This window comes from Chitinophaga sp. 10T418 (assembly GCF_056394125.1).
Map to the genome: position 1 here is coordinate 625,367 of NZ_JBFTHG010000005.1, position 20,330 is coordinate 645,696.

The following is a 20,330-nucleotide window of genomic DNA, read 5'->3' on the forward strand; positions in this document are numbered from 1 at the left end:
ACTTTACATGCACTCCCCCATGGTGGGCGATTTACATATTATTTAAGCAATCAGGTATGATAGTAGAGCAAGCACTCCGGGACTTTTACAAAAAAAACAATTATGGCACAGAAGGCGGAATATATGAGAAATATGCCTGGATAAAATTTGTTTTTTTTTCAATCCCGGTACTCAATGTTGAAAGCAGGCGTAAAAATGTTTATTTACACGATATAAACCATATCATTACTGGATACGATACCACCTGGAAAGGCGAAAGTGCTATCTCCGCCTGGGAGATCGCTTCGGGCGGCTGGAAGAATATCTATGTTATCTGGATCATGGCGTTATGGGCCATAGGGCTGGGTGTCCTGTTTTATCCAGGGAGTACCTTAAAGGCGTTTAAACGAGGACTAACGATGAAAAACGCATTGACCTGCGGCCTAACAAAAACCGAAATGTACCAGTTACCCGTTGCCGATTTGCGGAATATATGGAGCAACAAGGCAGGCAACAATAGTAATCCGTTCGTTTGGATGGGGATTAGTCTTTGTGTGTTTGCGCTACCTTTCGTCATTGGAATATTATCTATCTGGACAATTGTGAGGCTATTTTGATTCAAAACAATATTTAGGATAGGGCATGATGGGGAAAGTGCTTGAACCCATATCAAACACCATGACTTAAAGCTATTCAGGAGTTGCCCGGGCAGATTTCCGGGTCAGGAAATAAGCCACTGCTAAATTAGGCATCCAACACCACCAGGCTACAACAGTATAGGCGGTTTCGAAACTGCCAAACATAACGTTCAGGAAAGGCATCCAGCCTCTTAATGTAACGGCCGCAAAGCAGCATGCATAGCTATAAATCATCAGGTTTCTATGTTGAACCACTTGCCTGTTCCTAATGCGGATGTATGCCATTAAAGTGGTATAAAACCAAATTATGCTTAAACTCATAAAGCCCAGAGCTACAGGAAGACCTCCCGTTGCGTAAAAAGCGATATTAAATCCCGCAACTGAGCTTAATAAAACGGCCATTACATATAACTTGCCGGCTCCCCTGTGGAGCGTCATATTTTTGCTTCTGATTCTGGGGCTAAATTGTATCCAGCCGATCAGTATAGCAAGCCCGCCGAAGATGATGTGCACATACAGGCTCAGGTACCAGAAGGGATTAAGAAAAAGCTCATCGGGTTTGGCTTTCAATATACCCGGCTTCTCCCCGGCCGAAAAGAACAGAATTGGATAAAGCCCCATAATTACCGACAACGCGGCCAATAGTATCCATAACAACTTTTTTACCATCTTGCGTTTTAGTAGCAAAGGAAATTCGTATTCCTCTTTTAGACGCTCCAAAAGGTAAGGTGGTCGCTGTGTAATTCAATTTCCAGAGGTTCAATAGGTAGGCTGGTCCCTTTTATTTCCGCCTGATGATCCCTCCCGTTGGCAGAATTCCCTGGGAGACAGGCCTGTTGCCTTTTTAAAATTCCGGTTGAAAGAGGTCTTTGAATTGAACCCCACCTCAAAGGCTAGGGAAAGGAGTGTAAATGTGCTGTTTTCGGGCAACACGGCTATTCGCTGAAATTCTTTTACGCGAAAGTCATTGATATAATCGTAAAAATTCCTTTGCTCCATGGAATTAACTACCTGGGACAGGGTATTGCTGTGAACGCCCAATCGCCCTGCCAGTCCATCCAGATTTAGCTCAGGGTCTTTAAAGAGTTTTTCTGTCTGCATTAACAGCGTCAATTCCTTATGCACTTTTGACATCAGTTCAGGTCCGACTGCTGTTTTGATGTATTTGGTTTTTTCGATACCAATGGCTAAGCTGCTATCACCAGGATCATTATCTTCTTCTTCCGGATCGCTGAGCGCTACACTATCAGTACCTGGCAATTGACTATTCACCATCCGATTGGTGAATATACCTACTTGTTTTATTCCGAAATATCCAATAAACAAAATGAACAAATCAACCAGCATGAAGGTAGAAATATCATTCCCGAATATAACGGATAGCCATATGGCCCCCATTCCAATGGTGAGGTAAACCAGCCAGTTCAGATTGATTTTCTCTGTATAAGAAAATTGCTTTGAAATATTTATGCTATGCTTCTTTAATAAAACCAGCGATAGGACTACGTAAATAATACCAGAAGGTATAATGGGGAGGCGTAAAATCGAAATGAGCTTTTCATATCCAAGGCCATAATGTTGATAAACATTGATTTTATAGGCAAAAGTCCGGATAAAGAAGCCGGATAACAAGAGATAGGCTATCGTTGCAGGAATAAAATGGATAAACCAGTGCAGCCTTTTATTTCTTTGATCGACTAAAGTAGCAATATACAAATACAAAAAAGGACCATGAATAAGCGGTAACGGAATTTCAATGCCCAGAAAATACGGGAATTCAACATACATTCCGGAAATCAGCAGGTGATAGCACAATAAATGAAGAGCAATCACGGCTAACCATAATGCTAAAATAAAATCAGCGGTTGATTTGCCCTTTTTTGTAAAAAGCAGCAAAGCAAGAAATATGGAGATGATTATTCCGGTTATATGAAACATCTTTTTTCTAATTTATGCAGACCCGCCCTCCATGCCATCGATTAAAAATAGTATTTTTTGATTAAAGCCCGTCGGAAGCGATTTAAGCCAAAAAGAAAAAGGGACAAATCTTTTTCAGAAAGATTTGTCCCTTATAATGCCCCGGGATTCGAGCATAAACATCCCTGTAAACAGGTATATGCTCATTGAATTTCCTACTTTGAGCATACCGCTAAAATCTATAGATAGCTTTCTAAAACAGGTTTAAAAACCGAAGTAATCCTTCTTTCAAGACCTGATCAAGATTTTGCACATCGATTTATTTTAAATTTGTAATTTCAAAAACTACAATGAAAGCACAACTCTTCCTATTGCATTTCGCTGGTGGAAATGTATATTCTTTCCGCTATCTGACGCCACTACTGAAAGCGTTTGATGTTATTCCGGTAGAACTTCCGGGCAGAGGGAAAAGAATGGCATCGCCCCTATTGCATGATTTTGGATTAGCTGTGGATGACATATACCAACAGATCAGCACCATGAGGAATGGTGCCCCCTTTATCATATTCGGACATAGCCTGGGTGCTTACCTCGCACTGGCTGTTGCACAGCGCCTCGAAAAACACCGCCAACCTCCCGCGTTTCTTTTCACCAGTGGCAATGCAGGGCCTGGCATCCGGGAAACGGACGACTGGCATCTGTTGGGAAATGATGATTTTATTGAAAAACTGACAGAACTCGGTGGCATACCGGAGGAATTTCTCGCTGATAAAGACCTCATGAGTTATTATTTACCTATCCTCAAAGCAGATTTTGAACTGGCAGAAAAAAATACTTTCGACCCTTTTGTTATAAATGTACCTATCTACGCCATGATGGGAAATCAGGAAGAAAATGCCGGCAAGATCAGCAATTGGCAAAGATTTACCAATGCCCCCTTTTACCACAGCCTCTTCGAAGGCGGGCATTTCTTCATTCAGGATCACCCGGAAAAAATTGCCGGTATTATCAATGTTTATTGCAATGACCTTACTTCTGCTGCCACATAAATGTTATCCTGAAGAATTTGTCCGGCGCACAGCAATGCCTTCACATTAAATGCGCATCAATATCTTTACCGGCAACAGGTACTTCCTAGTAACTACTGTCCGGCATTTTTCCAATAATTGAATTGATAGAGATTATTTTTTTACCGATAGCATATTTCAGCAGTCCTACGGTGGATTTAATGTCCAGTTTCTCTTTCATATCCTGCCTTATTTTTTCTATCGATCGAATGCTGAGGAAAACCTCATTGGCTATTTCCCTGTTACTTTTTTCCTCCCACAATAACTGGAGTACCCTTTTTTCTCTTTCAGTGAGGGAGATTAAATCAGCGGCAGTATAAACCCTTTCATTGTTTTGCTTATTCCAATATAAAGCCTCTGTAAACAATCTGTTACGGTGAATCTTTCCTTCTGACAGTGCCGTGATTGCCTGAAGTAATTCAGAAGGGTCATCCATCTTTGAAACATAGCCATGAATACCGATTTCCAGCAATTCGCTGATATGGGCTACGTCCATAGATTTTGATAACACAAGTATCTTAACATTGGGATACTCAGTCCGGATGGCTTCCAGCAATTCAAGTGCATTGGGCTGATAAATGAATATATCTATCAACAAAATGTTGATGTCAAAATCATTCAGCTTCTTAAAAAGGTCGACCGGTTCTGAAACGTGGAAAACAACATTGATCGTTTCATGCTCTCCGAGATAGTTTTTTAAAATTTTACTCAACAGGGTACGTTCATCAACTAGTGCTAAATTGATGGCTTTTAGTGACATAGGACCTAGAATTATGCGGTTCAAACAAATCCGGTTAACACTTGTATAATCAATATACAAATTAAGATTTAAACTGCAAATATTTTTTACAGTTTTTGAAACCGACACTTTCTTTACAACCTGCCTGGCCCATCTCCATTCGAATCATCGGCCTTTGACCGATTCTGCACGAGGGATTTCTTCTATATTTATATTAGTGGGTATTTCATTTTTACTTTTGTTTTGATTCACTGCTTTTTTCTTTAGCTTTCTGATGTTGCTGATAAACAGCATAAAAGCCCGGTTCCATGCAAAATAATCAATGTAAAATTTAATTACCGGATACAGCAGAACAGAAATTAATTTCTTTGCCCTGAACTCATGTGACTCCTCAGGAGCTTTCCATAATAAATTCAGGCACCAGCCGAGTTGTACTACATAAATAGAAACCAGCAACAACAGCAGGTAAATACCGCTGGCAATTCCACAGACCACAGCAATAACAGGAAACAACAGCAGAAATACGAGCGAAGAGAAATCTACAATGGTGATCATACCGATGCGGCTGAATTTCCAGATCTCACTGAAATAATAGTTCCTTTCTTTATAGAATGTTTCCAGGTACCCTATGTTCCATCTGATTCTTTGCGTGATCAGCGCCCGGTCGGACAACGGTGGCCTTGTTAATGCCAGCACGGTATTGAGGTAAAAGGTTTTATAGCCCATCTTCAACCCAATTAAAGTGGCCTCTCTGTCTTCCCCACTTCGGAGCCCGCTGTGTTGCCGGTAGATAGCCACCAGCGCCTCGCGGCGATAACAACTGCCAGCTCCGGGCATCACCCGTGTGCTTTGCTCTTTCTCATGATAACGGTAAATACTGCGATGCAACGAATATTCAAGCTGCTGATAGAGAAAAATATTCCCCGATCCTTCAAAAGGAAGCATCCTGAAATAACATCCCATCAGCGCATCATCACTTCTGAAGCCGTCAAATACAGCAGGCAGCTTCTCCAGACCATTAATATCAGTATCAAAGTCCGACAATACCACAAACTCATGAGAAATAGATAAGGTAGTCAGAAAAAGCGCCCCTACCTTATTGGCATTCGGATATACAGATGCCAGATAGAAAGCGCCAGGATTTACAGCCAGGAAAAGGTTCATTTTTTCAAGACTATCATTCGTTGATCCGTCATCAATCAAGATGATGTCCAATTGTTCCCGGTGTTTGTCTGCCAGCATTTTAAAATATTCCAGACGCTGTTCAAAATCTTTATCAGCACCCTCATTGTACTGAGGAATAAGCATGGCGATCCTTCGGTCGGTAGCGGGTTCACTCGTCATCCATTCTAATTTGACGGCGCTATTATTTAAAGACTTCATAGAATAAATTATATAATGAATCTTAAGGTTTAGCCAATTGCGGGAAAGACGCCTGCTGCCATAACAGGGGCTTCCAGCCCCTAACAGTGATCAGATCCCGGAAAACCCCTTCCCTGATCGTAAAAAAACCAGGCTTCAGCCAGGAGGAATGCTGATCCCTTCCATACGCTTTCTTCCGGTTTCCGGTGCTTTCAGCGCAATTTTGAGCAGGAACAATGGTGGGTATGTTCTGACAGATTTTCAGTGAAGCACTTAAATGAATGTCCTCTCCGGAGTTAAATGTACTTGGCCATATCGCCCAGAAATCGCGTATCCAGCGGGAACGGATAAAGTAGCTGTTACATGCAAAGTCAACAATGGTATCTTCCTCGCAGCAGTTCATTTCTTCCGATTCATTCCCATCTCCTACAAAATATTTCTCCGGATCAGGATACTCTCCCTTCTCAGGTACAAAAATACCTTTGGGGATAATCCTTCCACTGCAACCAATAACAGCATTTAACGCCGCGCACTTCTGGTGGCTCAGTTCAAGCCATCGTTTACCAGGCACAATATCATCATCGATCAGCCACGTATATTCACTGGTTACATGGCTCGCAATGCTGAAACGTCCGAAGTACTTTAAATTCTTATCAGACCTGATAAGAAATATGGCAGGAAACCTCTCCCTGAAGCGGTTTACCAACTGAATGATATCAATATGATCTTCATAATGAATGATCCATATTTCAGATGGAAGTGCCGTCTGCAATAATATTGCATCCAGTTGTTCCTCCAGGTAAAGCCTTTTCCAAACAGTGATGATAACAGTTACTGGTAAACTCTTCATATGATTATTTAAAGAATAATTCAGGATACAGCAGGGGATTCTTCCAACAGTCCAATCGCGAGCAGCCATTGCATGGCTTCCAGGAACCGTTCTCTTAGCACTTCTTTGACCGCATCCAGGCTTTCCACCTCCAATCCGGCAATCAGCATGTTGATATTTTCCTCGTCCTGCCGCTCTACAAAAGATATTATTATTGCTGCCACTTCATCTACCGTTGCTGGTGTAATGAATTGATCAACATAGAGTCTCCGTATATCCAATCGTTGAATCTGCACCTGGTTAAAGTTGTCGATGCGCATGAAGTACGACAATGAGCCGTATTCGGTGAGCAGCTCCTGCAGCACGGCAGCCGACACCTTTTCTGTCAGATCAATCACCGGTTCCCGTTTGAGAATAAAAAAACGGTCAGACACCACCAGTCTAAGCGACAACAATTGGCTGCGGGAAATCTGAAATACTTGATCCACCCGTTGCCCATACAGGACATCATCATCTACAGGACGCCCCTGCGATTCTCTAAGTCTGTTACCCGCCCTTTCCCGCTCCAGCATTTCCTGCACAAGCGCCCAGTTATCTGTATCCGGACGGGCCTTTTTCAAGGTTGCTACAAAGTCCTGTAACTGCGATGGATAAAGAGGGGGCTCCTGCAGTAAAAAAGTATCCGTTTCCGGTCGAAAATGTTTTTTCAGCAAATTCAGCGTTTCTTTATAATTCTTCTGTACCAGCAGCCGGTTTACAATTGGCTGATCAATCTGAACATTGGCATTTATCAGAGAAGCGCCGGATAGTGACGACTCTTCCCGACTATGGACACGCGGCAGCATCAGTGAAGGAGATGCACTTTTGTCTGCTATCTTTAACAAAGCATAACCAATGCCGGCAATCCCCGTAAAAAGGCTCCTGTCGGTTCCACCGCTTACCATCTGCATCAGCTGCTCTTCAAGCGTGGCACCTATTCTTTTTGCGGCTTGCAGCCAATCGGGATTACCAGAGATGTTGTATGCCTCCCGGAATCCCAACGCATGGCCGGCTAGTCCGTAGTACAAATTGCCGGGAATATCTTCTGTCAATAGCAGTTCCAGCAATGCCACTACCTTGTGTTCTTCCACTGCAACCGGCACTATATTCAATGCAGCGGCATGCATGTTAACGAGTATATCACTGATGTTTCCGTGATTACCCGATGCCACCGTACCAGCTTTCCTGTTAGCCTCCCTGCTTAAAACACCTTTCGCTAACGACAGTAAAACATTATTGCCGCTATACCTGCCCAATTCGAGGCAACACAGGGCAATCGCCGAACGATCACTCATCCAGACCGTTTGCTGATCATCTTCAAAAAAATCATATGGCCAGTAAACCTCCGACTCACCCATATTGGCCTTATTGATCAGATCCATTGTACACTGCGTGATATGTGTCATCAGCCATTCCTCTCTGATCTCTGTATACAGATCGAGGTAAAACAATATCAGACCCGACAATCCATTCACGATCCCCTTGTTATCAAATATTTTCAGGTTGCCCGCATCTTTGTCCCAGTGTTTCTTCACTATTCCGGTACATTTATCCAGCCAGCTCCGCTCTTTTGTTACCCGGTACAACTGAAGATATAAGTAAGGTAGCCCTGAGCGTCCGTTTACCAGGCTGTAATTATTTGACCTGTTGTCGAGTGTGTACAGTTCCAGCGCATGCAGATGGCGGCTTACATCTGCTAAGATCTGCTGCTCGCCGGTATACCGGTAGAGTTCAAGCGCAAAAAGATGCCATCCCAGGCTGCCATAGCCTATGCTGTCGGGTTTTGTGGTATGTCCGTGCAAATCCGGAGATATAATTTCTTTATCATCGGCAGAAAAGCGATTGTAGACATACAACAGTTTTTCTGTTATATCAGTATAAACAGATTCCATTTTACTTTTTTTTAGATTTCTGCATCAGCGATTAGCTTATTTATCTTACTATAATATGCGGGATAATTTTCCCACAACCTCCATTTCAGCGTGGCATAGGACAATAAGTCCCTTTTATAGAAACTCACGCAGTGAACGAGTCCCCGATTTTGTTCTGCCATATGAAAATATCCTATGTCAGGTGGCAGGCTAGGTGTTGCAGGAAGCAGATATCCAATATCCACCCCGCAGTGTTTGGCATAGGAATAGAAAATCACCTGCTCACAAACAACGCTGAAGTTTCCTGCATTCTCCCTGATCATACTATCCAGGTCCTTTTTATTATTATCCAGAAAAGAAAATACCTCCCGGACATAATTCTGTATAAACGGGATATCATTACCCCCAAGAATACCAGCGTTGGCCGAAGGTGAAAACCCCTGATCATACAAGGGTTGGAAGTATTCAGGAACATGCGAAAAAGTATCACATACGGTCAGGAAAGATTCAGAATAACCCTGACCTTTTTCTTCAAGATTCTGTGCCACAAGGGAAGCGTTTACGATATCATCCTCAAACGGTTTCCAGATAAACACGTCACTGTCCACATGTATGAATGGCTCCTGTTGTAAACCATAGGCATATACTTTCCCCATTGTCCACAGGCCGGCATCGAATCTGTTTAGCTCATCGAGGGCTACTGTTACCTTTGTATAGGGAAGATTCAGTTTGTCGATCAGTATTTCTTTACCCCATTCGTCGGTTACCAGCTCCACACTATCATAATATTTCCGCAATTGCAGGCAGCTAAGCGCCCAGCTGTAGTAATTCAGGCTGCGATGGAGCCAGCCGCCATTAAACCGTGCATCTACCAACTGGGAGTTGGATTGCCGGGAAGGTTTAGACCAGAAACTTTGAACTATTTTCATTGAGATTAGAAGTTGATTCAGGTATTTTATTTGCTGTTTTCTCCGCGGTTGCCTCCCGGATGAGCGCCAGGGCCAGGGATTTCGAGGAATCAATAACCGGTATATTTTCCAGCTCCTCTTCCTGAAGGATCAGCGAAAGCTCTGTACATCCCAGGATGATGGCATCAACTGCCTGCCTCCTGAAAAATTGCAATGCCTTTTTCAATAATGCATTTACTTTCGGGCTGATCTTCACGGAATGAGCTTTAATGCCGAAATCGGGGTCATATATCATCCTGTGAATAACAGTATGCTGAAAGGCAGGATCCGGCATTATTGCTTCAAGACCACATTTCTGCAGCAACTCCTGGTACACGCCTGACTTATATGTGCCGTCTGTAGCCATCACCCCAATCCTTCGCGCACCCGGATAATGTTCTTCAATCCGCCTGCATACTTCAGAGATCATGTTCACAAGTTTTATGGGGCTATTCGTTTTCTGCAATTCGTCAAGTATAACATCATAAATTCTTGAGCAGTGCGCGGTATTGCAGGCTATTCCTATCACACCGGCGCCGGCCATTTCCAGCCGGTTGATGACCTTTGCTATAGTGAAAGCGGGATTTACCGGTTCATGTCCTTCCAGGAAAGATGTTCTATCTACAATATGGGAAGGAAACGACATCAGTATAGTTGACAGATGCTGCTGATCACTCAACGCTTGGGTATGGTACAGAATACGCTCAAATAAAGCCACACCAGCCTGTGGCCCCATCCCTCCTACTATTCCGATTACATTGTTTTCTTTCATGTTTCCCATGGCAGATTTTTATAGAATTTCTCTGAGCAGATGACGAAGGCAGGCCTCTTGTTCCCACATAAATTTTTCCACGATGCCCGCGGGAATAATAGCGTTGTTATACATCATTTTCAGCCGGCAGGCATCTGTATAAACATCCAGGAATACGGCCATCTCCTCGTAAACGGCCGATCCTTCTGTATCGTGGCTCACGATACCGGATCCGCCCCCGGGGCCAATGGCACGTGATGTTTCAGAAACAGTGAAGAAAACGGGTACTGCCCCGCCAAGAGGAATAGCGGATTCGTAGTCCAATATCTCAAAAGGGTATACACAATGTTTGGCCAGATGCGACAATTGCCTGTCTATATATTGCAGCCATGCAGCAGGGCTTTTATTCTCCAGTATGTCAAAATAACAAACCCCTCCGGCTGCCAGCCAGCCAATCACGCTTTTAAATACTCCATCTGTTCGCCTGTATGCGGGGATATCAAAAACAAATTTTTCCTGGCCACATAGCTTATGGAAGGCGAGAATAAAACCTGCCAGGAAAACAGAATGCAGATTGCTGTTCCGATTGTTTTTGTATTCAAATACCTGTTTGATAGTTTCCCTGGAATAATCAAAACAGATAGCACCTGCCTGATTAAAACTATATCTCCTGACCACGCTACCCAGAAAACGCCGATCGTAAAAAGGCAAGCTGAAGATCCTGCGTTTCACCTCCTGGACCTTTCTCAATTGTCGATCCTGGTATGCTTTCCATGCATGTGCATCAATAAAACGGAACCGGGGAAATGCTTCCTTCAACTGCAGCGACCAATAATGCCGGTGAGCATCGCCCAGGGCAGAGTTCAGCAGCTTCTGTTCAAATGCAACATAGGTTCTGTATTGAGGCTGTTCAGTATCCGAAAGTGCGCTTTCTCCGTACATCAGCTGCCCCCATATACGTACGGCATCCGCCTTGAATATCTGAACAGAAATGTTATCAAAAATCAGGTGATGAAATACAAAAACGATGTCAAATTTCTCCCTCCCTGTTTTGAATACAGCGATCCGTAACATCGGTCCGAATTCAAAATTGAAAGGCATATAAGACAGCAACAGCATCTTATTACCGGTAAACAATTCCTTTTCTGCAGGGCTACTGCTGGATAGATCGTAGTAGTTGAAGCCAACATGGAATTTTTCCGGATCATGTATTATTTGTTTCAGGCTGCCTCCGATCACCTGAAGGGTGGTCCTGAAAATTTCGTGGCGCTGTACCAACAAGTCTATGGTCTTCTGGAAAACATCACGATCAAAACTGTCCAGCGAAAAATCGACAATTATATTCAATGGATAATGATCTTCTCTGATCTTATACAGCATCCATTCCCGTTTTTGTACAAAACCGGTTTCCAGTATCTCCGTTTTTATTCCTGTTTCCATAAGGTGATTCAGCATTGCTTCAGATATTGAGTTATTGATATGCTGCAGTTGCTACAGAATATCCCTGCAGATGATATTTTTTCTTGACCAAATGCAGTACTGATGTGTTTCGCCAATAGTGGAATGGCCATGTAAATCCAGTACTGTCTGATGGTATACGCTGAACATACCTACTTTCCAGAACAGTTCTGTTCCGTCCAGATCCGGTGCCACGTGCTGAATATGATAATGAACAAAAGCGCGCTTTCCTGCAGTGGCATATACTTTCATCGACATCAACAACAGCGCTGTATTCAGGTGATCGTTATGATCGTCCGGATTAATGTTATTATCATACTCCGGAAAATTCAGCACAATAGGAGTATCGTCTTTCATCAGCCCTGCCTGTAGTTCCCTGTTAATGATATTGTCAAGCAGCCGGCCTATTTCAGAAAAACTGCTAAAGCAATTGAGCCCATCTACGGAATGAATTTGTCCGATACTATTCCTGCGCAATTTCGAGAGACTTTGAAAACCATACCTGGCAAAGCCTTCTCCATACGGACCGCCATCGGGTAGTCGCAGGAAATAGATACTGCAATGCGCCGCCTGTGTCCGGAAAATCTTCTTTTTATTCACCTTTATATATCCACTGAGCAGCTGCTTGCCTGTGTCATGGCTTATTCTGAATTTCAGTGAATTGACAGCCCCCGCTTCACGGGCACGCCAGTACTTTCTGCCATCTCCTGCATCTCCGGCTGTTGTATGTATAATTAATGTCCTGCAACCGGGGGCGTTGATATCATTGCTGATAAGTGGGTCCATAAACAATTGCCAGTCGTCCTGATGGGCAACGACGTATACAGCCATCCTGTTGTACATGGTGGAATGATTAACAAAAAAAAGTAGTGGTTACATTCAGCCGATGACGATCTGCTGCTTTTCAGATAAATAAGCAGAGAGCATTTCGATAGTAGGATATTGATATAAATATTTCAACGGCACTGTTATTCCGAATGCTTCATTCAACTCTGACAGCAACACCGGAGCGATCAGCGAGTTGCCCCCCAGTTCAAAGAAACTGCTGGTAGTACTGATTTTCTCCTTTTCTATACTTAACACGGTGGACCAGATTCCGGTGAGTTTTTCTTCCAGTGTTGTGGCAGGAGCGGTATACGTTTCTGTGGTCACTATCTCCGGTTCTGTGGCCACCTCCTGCCGGTATACCCACTTCTTCAGCCTTTCCTGTAAGTCAGTAGCAGATACCGCAATTCTGGACATCTCTTTTAATTTCAATACAATATTCAACGCTTCCCACAATTCACTGCTGTCGATGACGTTAGTGGTTGTGCCATCAAAATTCAGACCGTCGAGATCAACGCATACCCAGTTTAAAAGGCGTCCTTTTCTTCTGTAGGCATCGATGTAATAGTCCATGAAAATATTAGCCGGGGCATAGGCACCAAAACCAAGCCCACCTAAAACGGCAGCCAGTGAAGAGATGATGATACAGAAATCCGGATTTCTGCTTTCCATCAATTCCCTCAGTACCTGTAAACCTGTTATCTTGGGTAAAAACTGTTCATAGAAATCATTTCTCTGCAGCTCGGTGAGCGACTGCACAGCATTGCCTCCCACTAATCCGGCGGCATGAATCACGCCATTAACAGGGCCGAACCTTTTTTCCGCCCGGGTCACCGCATTGCGCATCGCAACGGCATCAGCCACATCACAGGACAGGTACAATACTTCGCCACCTTCCTGTTGCAACGCCTGCAATTGTTTTACTTTCTTCCTGATTTCTGCGTTGAAGCCATCATCATGCAATATTCCCTCCCACAATTCAGCCGGTGGTATTTCCGTTCGGCCTAACAGGATCACTTTTGCGCGCAGGTTTCTCAGCAGATACCCGGAGATGGTGACACCCAGATTCCCGAGGCCACCTGTAATCAGGTAAACACCTTCTTCCCTGAATCCTCTTCCGGGCATTTCCGGTTCCGCCATCACCGGTTCATAAATCTGTTCCCATCTTTGCCCCTGCCGCAGGCTAATCACCTTACCGGTATTTCCGGTGCATACTTCCTGATAAAGTTGCTGTACATAAGCCACATTCATCTCCTCCATGCAAATATCTATATGACCGGTTTCTATAAACGGGAACTCCTGCGCAATAATCCGCAACAACCCCAACGACATAGATTTAACGCCGGATGTTTTGTTACTGCCCAATACAGGATGCAGGTCGCTGGTCAGCACAATGATCTTCTTCCGGTCAATTCCTCTCTGCGCATGGTATTGACGGGCTATTTCCAGCAAACCGAAAAAGAAGATGTTGCCTGCAGGAATGGAAAATTCATTCACTTGTTTCCTGGTGATTCCCCAGCAATAGATGATACGATGAGGCAGCAATCCGTAATCAGATAAACTGGAGAATAACTGTCTGTATCCTTCTTCATCATTCGGATTCAGCTCATATAAATGAGAAGATTCTTCCTGGTAGCTGTCGGCCATTCGAACGTAAACAACTTCTCCTTTATCTTCTTTTATTTTTTTGATCAACCGGTGACTGATTCCGCAGGAGTCGGCAAATATCAGCGTGCATCCACTGCTTCTATGTGCGGTATTTACAGCAGGCAGCGGCAGCAATTTCCAGGTAGGCGTATAAAACCACCGGGCAATGTCCTGCTTCTTCTGCACATAACTCTTTTGCATCATTCCCGACAACACCTTAAACACATCTACATTGGCCAGATGCTCCGTTTTATCAAAAGAATAGGCAGGCAATGAGATTTTTCTGCAGTTATTATCGGGGTTCAGGGCCTCCCAGTTGAGCTCAATGCCATGCAGCCACGACTCTCCAACAGCCTGCAGCAGGTAGCTTACATCGTTTACAGCTTCCTGTGGCGTGCGTACCAGGTTAATGACCTTATGTCCTTTCTTCTTGCCGATATGCGACCGTACAAATGTACTCAGCACTTTTCCGGGCCCCACTTCTATGCATATCATATTTTTTTCTTTCAGGAGGGTATCAAGGCCGCGGGAAAACTGAACCGTATTGCGCAGGTGTTTACTCCAGTACGCTGCATCTGTAATTTCCTTATCCTTTAAAACTCTCCCGGAAAGATTTGAAATAATGGGAATAGTACTAGGCCGTAATGTGATTTTTCTTACTTCATTTTCAAATTCTTCCAGCATTTCATCCATCATGGAGGAGTGAAATGCGTGAGAAGTCCGGATGCTCCTTACAGGATGTCCCTCTTCCTTCATACAGGTGGCAAATTCACTGATCGCTTGTTCCGGTCCTGATACCACACATAATTCCGAGCTGTTCACAGCGGCGAGGGAAATGCCTTTGTGGCTTCTAAGAAATGGCTTGAGATCAGCCTCCGATAAAGAGATTCCCAACATCGCCCCCCGATCCATCTGCTGCATTAACTGTCCTCTTCTGATGACCAGCTTCAATGCTTCCGCCAGTGAAAAAACGCCTCCTATGCAGGCGGCTACATATTCACCCAGGCTATGCCCTATCATCAGATCGGGGACAATTCCCCATGACATGATCAGTCTGGCAAGTGCGTACTCTATAACGAACAAGGCTGGCTGCGTATACTGTGTATCATCTATATCGCTCACCGTGGAATCATCAGGGCATGAAAACAGGATGTGATGCAAATCCTTTTCAAGCTCACTGCTGCATATTTCAAGGCAACGCATTACTTCCGCTCTGAATATGGGCTCATCTTCGTAAAGATCCCGGCACATATCCCTGTATTGGGCGCCCTGTCCGGGAAACATAAATGCTACCGGAGACTTTAGATCCGCAGCAGTGGTATCTGTCAGCGGTTCCGTTTTGATTCCATCCAGCAGCCCCACTGCCTCCGGGATATCTTTGCATACCAGCATTTTCCGGTATCTGAAAGCAGCCCTTCCCGTTTGAAGCGTGTAGGCGGTATCCGTGAGCGATGTATCTTTATTGGTTGCCAGGAACTGCCCCAGCTTCCTGATATTTCCTTCCAGCGCGGAAGGACTTTTTGCAGAAAACGGCAATAGGCAGAAACGGCTTTTTTCCGCTTGCGCAGGCGCTGCAACCGGCGCTTCCTCTATGACCATGTGGACATTGGTTCCACCAATACCAAATGAGCTTATTCCCGCCCGTAATGGCCCTGCTTCATTACTCCATTCTTTCAGCACTGTGTTTACATAAAAAGGGCCATTATTGAAATTGATCTGTGGATTAGGTGTTTTAAAATGGAGACTGGGCGGAAGCTGTTTATGCTGTAATGATAATACTACTTTTATCAGGCCGGCTACTCCTGCCGCCACATCAAGGTGTCCGATATTTGTTTTGACGGACCCGATAGCACAATATTTTTCATCACTTTTTCCAAATACATTATTCAGGGCTTCCACCTCCACCGGATCGCCCAGCCGGGTACCGGTACCATGGGTTTCCAGGTAAGTGATTGTTTCTAAAGGTACTCGGGCCATTTTGGTGGCCATTACAATGGCTCCTACCTGTCCGTCAATTCCGGGAGCAGTATATCCCACTTTACCGGCGCCGTCATTATTGATACCTGTGCCTTTAATGACGGCCAGTATATTGTCTTTATCTTCCAATGCGCTTTTCAGTCTTTTGAGGACTACGATACCAACGCCTTCTCCACCGACCGTACCACTTGCCTCCGCATCAAAAGCACGGCAGTGGCCATCTGCAGAAAGAATCATGCCTTCGCGGTGAATATATCCCCGTTTGGAAAAGTTCCTGATGGATACGCCGCCCGCCAGCGCCATTGAACATTCGCCCAGTAATAAACTATTGCAGGCCTGGTGAACGGCTACCAGCGAAGTAGAACAGGCCGTATTGAGAAAAACGGAGGGACCGCGCAGGTTGAACTGATAAGATATTTTCGAACTGGTATATTGCACATTTGTCAGGAACTCGCTGAAGTATTGGTCAGACAGAAAACGGTTGTTGGTCAGGGTGGAATAGTTTTGCCAGTTGACATCAGAAGTGGCGCCGGCAAAAAGTGCTACCCGGCCCTTGTAATTATTGATATTGTATCCGGCATCCTCTATGGCCGCCCATACACACTGATGCAATACCCGCATCTGCGGATCCATCATGTTTGCTTCATCTGGCCGGTAATCAAAAAATGCTGCATCAAACTGCCCCTTGCTTTTCAAATATGCATTGGCCCGAACATAGTCCGGACGATCAATCAGTGTCGTGTCAATTTCTTCTTCCAGAAGTTCCTCCCGGGTAAAATGACTGATAGATTCGACGCCGTTTTTCAGGTTCTCCCAGAATGCCTGTAGATCTTCTGCACCGGGGAATTGGCCGGCCATACCGATTATGGCAATTTCATACCCCGTATATTTATTATCCATACCTGGCTGATTTTGGTATTTTATCTGCTTAATAAATTCAGAAAGTCCCCACGATCTTCAAATTCCTTTTCCATCTCCGACGTTTTTTTATCACCGTTTACAATGAAGTCTGCCATTAAAGAAATATTAGATAGCCGGAAGGTGTTTGCCACAGAGATATTAACATTCATCGCCTCATTCACCAGCCTGTTTAACTGAATTATTTTTAGTGAATGACCACCCAGATCAAAGAAGTTAGCATAGATGCTGATTTTGTCACTGTTGATATTCAGCACCCGGGACCAGATTTCTACCAGCTTTGACTGTATGTTGGTTTCAGGCTTCGCATAACTGTCTGTGATTTCTACGTCTGGTTCCGGCAGGGCTTTTTTGTCCAGCTTACCATTCGGATTCAGTGGCAGACTCTTTAAATGAACATAATATGCGGGCACCATATGCCCGGGTAGTTTGGCCGTCAGGAAGCTTCTCAGTACGGTTAATGGTATATCCTCTTCTGCTGTATAGTAGGCCGAGAGATATTCATTACCGTATTTCTTTACCGGTAATACTACCGCATCCTTCACCATAGGGTGACTTGTTAGGTTGTTGGTTATTTCGGACAGCTCAATCCGGAAGCCGCGTATCTTCACCTGATCATCATTTCTGCCGGTGAATACGATATTGCCTTCCGGTAGCCATTTTCCCAGGTCACCTGTACGATAAATCAACCGCTGCTCATCGAAAGGATTCTTTACAAACTTCTCTGCTGTCAATTGACTATTGTTCAGGTATCCATTTCCCACGCATACCCCGCCGATATAGACATCTCCTATTACTCCCACTGGCACTGGTTTCAGATCCTGGTCCAGTATATAGAGCTGTGTATTATTTAGCGCTTTCCCGATCGGGATACTTTTAGCGTTTTCGAGTTCGTAGTCAGATAGTTCATGCCAGGACACCACATCCGTGCACTCAGTGGGGCCATACGAATTAATAATGCTGGCATTATAATAGGCCGATTTACGCCAGCCGTCCAGTTCCCTGGTATGGATAGGTTCTCCGCCCAGCACAACTTTCCTGAGCGGCTGCAGATTCCGGAAGTGGGAATATTCTTCTTCTTCCAATAGCGGATAAAATGCGCTGGGTGCAAGATTTACTATTGTTACGCCTTCTCTTTTGACTGTTTCGGCAATGGCATTATACTMCAGATGCAATTTTTCAGACAGACATAAAGGCGCGCCAACCGCCAGTGGGGAGAAAATATTTTTTTGTGCCAGGTCAAAACTTACCGGCGCAAGCAACAACATAACATCTGCAGGGCTCAGGTTCAGCATATCACGATACCATTCTATCAGATTGGTAAATGAATGATGTCTGATCATAGCTCCTTTGGGGACGCCGGTAGAACCAGATGTATAGATCACATAAATCAGGTCATCGGGACCTGTTATTTTCTCCGGATTAGTATCCGGCTGTCCGGCGATAAAATTTTTCTCTGCAATGATAGAAACCAGCGGCACTCCGGTATCCCGGCCATTACTTGTCTGTAAGCCTATGATGGCCTTCAATCCGCTGTTGGTCGTTATGAGCTGTATACGTTCCTCGGGATAGTTTGGGTCGATAGGCACATAAGCCGCACCCGCTTTCAGTATCGCCAGGATACTGACAATAAGACTTTCTGTCCTGGGCAGCATCACCCCGATAAGATCGTTTGGTTTTATATCGAGTTTCTCCCTCAGATAATGCGCCAGTTTATTGACCGTGGTGTTTAATGCCTGATAGGAAATCCGGATTTCTTCACAGATAATAGCTGTATTGGTGGGTGTGCGCAATACCTGTTCCTCAAACAGGTCAATCACGGTTTTGTCTGCAGCATAACTTACTTTCGTATTGTTGAATCCATGCAGCACTTGTTCTCTTTCGGCTTCAGATAATATGTCAATATCAGCGATGTTTACAAACGGATTAGCCAATACAGCATTAATAATACGATGAAAACAAGCCATAAATTTCTCGATCGTTCCGGCTTTGAAAATGGAAGTCGCATACTCGAGGCTCAGCTTCATGGTATCCGTTTGCTCAGTTACCGTTAAGGTAAGATCAAACTTGGCAACACCAGGTTCAAAGCTGCAGGGCTGCAGGGTAAGACCCGGCATCTCCAGGTAGGCCGGTTCAAAATTATTATAGGCAAACAATACATCGAACAGCGGATTCCGGCTGGTATCTCTTTCTACTCTCAGTTGCTCCACCAGCTCTTCATAAGGATAATACTGATGTGAAAAACACTGTAGTGCACGTGTTTTCACAACAGCCAGCAATTCTTTGAAGCTAAGCGCTCCTTTCACTTCATTTCTCAGCACGAGGGTGTTGGCAAACATACCAAACATATTGGCGAGATCTGGATGCTGACGTCCGGCAGTAACCGATCCGATAACAATATCCTGTTGATTGGAGAGTTTACTGAGCAATACATTGAAGAGCGACAACATCACCATGAACATGGTGGCGCCGTCCTGTTCTGCGATGGCTCTCAATCCCTCAGTTGTTGCTGCATCTATTTCAACCGTCACGGAGCTGCCGCTATATTCCTTAATGAGCGGACGTGGAAAATCAGCAGGTAATTCAAGGCGGCCGGGCACTTCCATGAACTCATCAACCCAGTATTGTTTATGGGCGGCCATGAATTGCTGTTGTGCCGGAGATTGTTGCCACTCCGCAAAATCCTTGTATTGTAAAGGCAATGGTGCCAACACTTCCTCATTATAAATAGCCATAAAGTCCCTTATCAGTATCCCTGCCGATACCCCATCAGATGCGATATGATGCATGTCCACCACGAGCACATGTTCATCTGGCCCAACGCTGATCAATCCCGCCCTGAACAAAGGAGGTTTATGCAAATCAAAGGGTCTTATAAATTGATGTATTATTGTCTTCACGTCACCATTATCTGCATGAAATTCTTCCAGATCAAAATCCTGTGGCGGTAATACCTGCTGCATCGGCAGATCATTTACCATTTCGAAAGCGGTGCGGAATATTTCATGACGGTCCAGTAAGACAGTGAAGGCATTCTTTATCCTTGCCTTGTCCGGTTTTCCGGTCAGGGTTACTGCCTGTGGAATATTATAGGCCAGTGATGTTTTGTCGAATTCATACTGGAAGTACAGCCGCCGCTGTGCTGCGGACAGGTGATAGTATTTTTTTTCTGCTGTCCGGGGAATCGGAATATACTTATCGCCTGTAATGCCTTGCAGGAGGTGCAGCAGGGCCTCTTTATTATCTTTCAGCGCGTTCAGTAAGTCATCGGTGAGGGCATTAGCCGGGTCATAGATGTCCAGTTGTTCCCCTTGGGCCACCAGCGAAATTCCCAGTTCCTCCACTTTTCTGAGTAGTTCTTCCATT

The 20,330-nt window shown here is 44.5% G+C and carries 14 protein-coding genes; 2 read left to right on the forward strand and 12 right to left on the reverse strand.

Going from position 1 to position 20,330, the window contains the following annotated elements; genetic code table 11:
• The first annotated feature begins 56 nt into the window (after window positions 1-56).
• Window positions 57-596, forward strand: a complete 540-nt coding sequence (locus AC1DCV_RS17850; RefSeq protein WP_477024419.1) for a hypothetical protein — start codon at window positions 57-59, stop codon at window positions 594-596.
• A gap of 72 nt (window positions 597-668) precedes the next feature.
• Here AC1DCV_RS17850 and AC1DCV_RS17855 read toward each other — a convergent pair whose 3' ends face one another.
• Together AC1DCV_RS17855 and AC1DCV_RS17860 are read right to left on the reverse strand one after the other, a co-directional pair.
• Entirely contained in the window at window positions 669-1,286 is a 618-nt protein-coding gene (locus AC1DCV_RS17855; protein ID WP_477024420.1) for a DUF2306 domain-containing protein, read from the reverse strand.
• A gap of 90 nt (window positions 1,287-1,376) precedes the next feature.
• Window positions 1,377-2,555, reverse strand: a complete 1,179-nt coding sequence (locus tag AC1DCV_RS17860; RefSeq protein WP_477024421.1) for a helix-turn-helix domain-containing protein — start codon at window positions 2,553-2,555, stop codon at window positions 1,377-1,379.
• 329 nt (window positions 2,556-2,884) lie between these two features.
• Here AC1DCV_RS17860 and AC1DCV_RS17865 point away from each other — a divergent pair, with 329 nt between their 5' ends.
• Window positions 2,885-3,583, forward strand: coding sequence for a thioesterase II family protein (locus tag AC1DCV_RS17865; RefSeq protein ID WP_477024422.1), 699 nt, complete (start codon window positions 2,885-2,887; stop codon window positions 3,581-3,583).
• A gap of 85 nt (window positions 3,584-3,668) precedes the next feature.
• On the opposite strand, the gene AC1DCV_RS17870 is transcribed toward AC1DCV_RS17865, so the two are convergent.
• The 10 genes from AC1DCV_RS17870 to AC1DCV_RS17915 all read right to left on the reverse strand — a co-directional run bounded on the left by AC1DCV_RS17870 (window position 3,669) and on the right by AC1DCV_RS17915 (window position 20,329).
• Window positions 3,669-4,361, reverse strand: coding sequence for a response regulator (locus AC1DCV_RS17870; protein ID WP_477024423.1), 693 nt, complete (start codon window positions 4,359-4,361; stop codon window positions 3,669-3,671).
• Window positions 4,362-4,505: 144 nt separating this feature from the next.
• Window positions 4,506-5,723: a glycosyltransferase family 2 protein gene (locus AC1DCV_RS17875; RefSeq protein WP_477024424.1), complete on the reverse strand. Its 1,218-nt coding sequence runs from the start codon at window positions 5,721-5,723 to the stop codon at window positions 4,506-4,508.
• Between the two features lie 22 nt (window positions 5,724-5,745).
• On the reverse strand, window positions 5,746-6,552 hold the full coding sequence (locus tag AC1DCV_RS17880; RefSeq protein WP_477024425.1) for a glycosyltransferase family 2 protein: 807 nt from the start codon (window positions 6,550-6,552) through the stop codon (window positions 5,746-5,748).
• A 20-nt stretch (window positions 6,553-6,572) separates the two neighbouring features.
• Window positions 6,573-8,462 (reverse strand): lanthionine synthetase LanC family protein, encoded by a 1,890-nt coding sequence (locus AC1DCV_RS17885; RefSeq protein ID WP_477024426.1) that lies wholly within the window; start codon window positions 8,460-8,462, stop codon window positions 6,573-6,575.
• An 11-nt stretch (window positions 8,463-8,473) separates the two neighbouring features.
• Window positions 8,474-9,370, reverse strand: coding sequence for a DUF6734 family protein (locus AC1DCV_RS17890; protein WP_477024427.1), 897 nt, complete (start codon window positions 9,368-9,370; stop codon window positions 8,474-8,476).
• Window positions 9,342-10,160 carry an aspartate/glutamate racemase family protein gene (locus AC1DCV_RS17895; RefSeq protein ID WP_477024428.1) on the reverse strand — a complete coding sequence of 273 codons (819 nt, stop codon included), beginning with the start codon at window positions 10,158-10,160 and terminating at the stop codon, window positions 9,342-9,344. The genes AC1DCV_RS17890 and AC1DCV_RS17895 overlap by 29 nt, the downstream gene beginning before the upstream one ends.
• Window positions 10,161-10,178: 18 nt before the next feature.
• The gene (locus AC1DCV_RS17900; protein WP_477024429.1) at window positions 10,179-11,594 is read right to left on the reverse strand and encodes a condensation domain-containing protein; all 1,416 of its coding nucleotides are present in this window, start codon (window positions 11,592-11,594) and stop codon (window positions 10,179-10,181) included.
• A 36-nt stretch (window positions 11,595-11,630) separates the two neighbouring features.
• Entirely contained in the window at window positions 11,631-12,440 is an 810-nt protein-coding gene (locus AC1DCV_RS17905) for a PIG-L family deacetylase (protein WP_477024430.1), read from the reverse strand.
• Between the two features lie 36 nt (window positions 12,441-12,476).
• Window positions 12,477-16,946 (reverse strand): SDR family NAD(P)-dependent oxidoreductase, encoded by a 4,470-nt coding sequence (locus AC1DCV_RS17910; RefSeq protein ID WP_477024431.1) that lies wholly within the window; start codon window positions 16,944-16,946, stop codon window positions 12,477-12,479.
• Between the two features lie 20 nt (window positions 16,947-16,966).
• Window positions 16,967-20,329, reverse strand: coding sequence for a non-ribosomal peptide synthetase (locus AC1DCV_RS17915; RefSeq protein ID WP_477024432.1), 3,363 nt, complete (start codon window positions 20,327-20,329; stop codon window positions 16,967-16,969).
• Window position 20,330 lies beyond the last annotated feature (1 nt).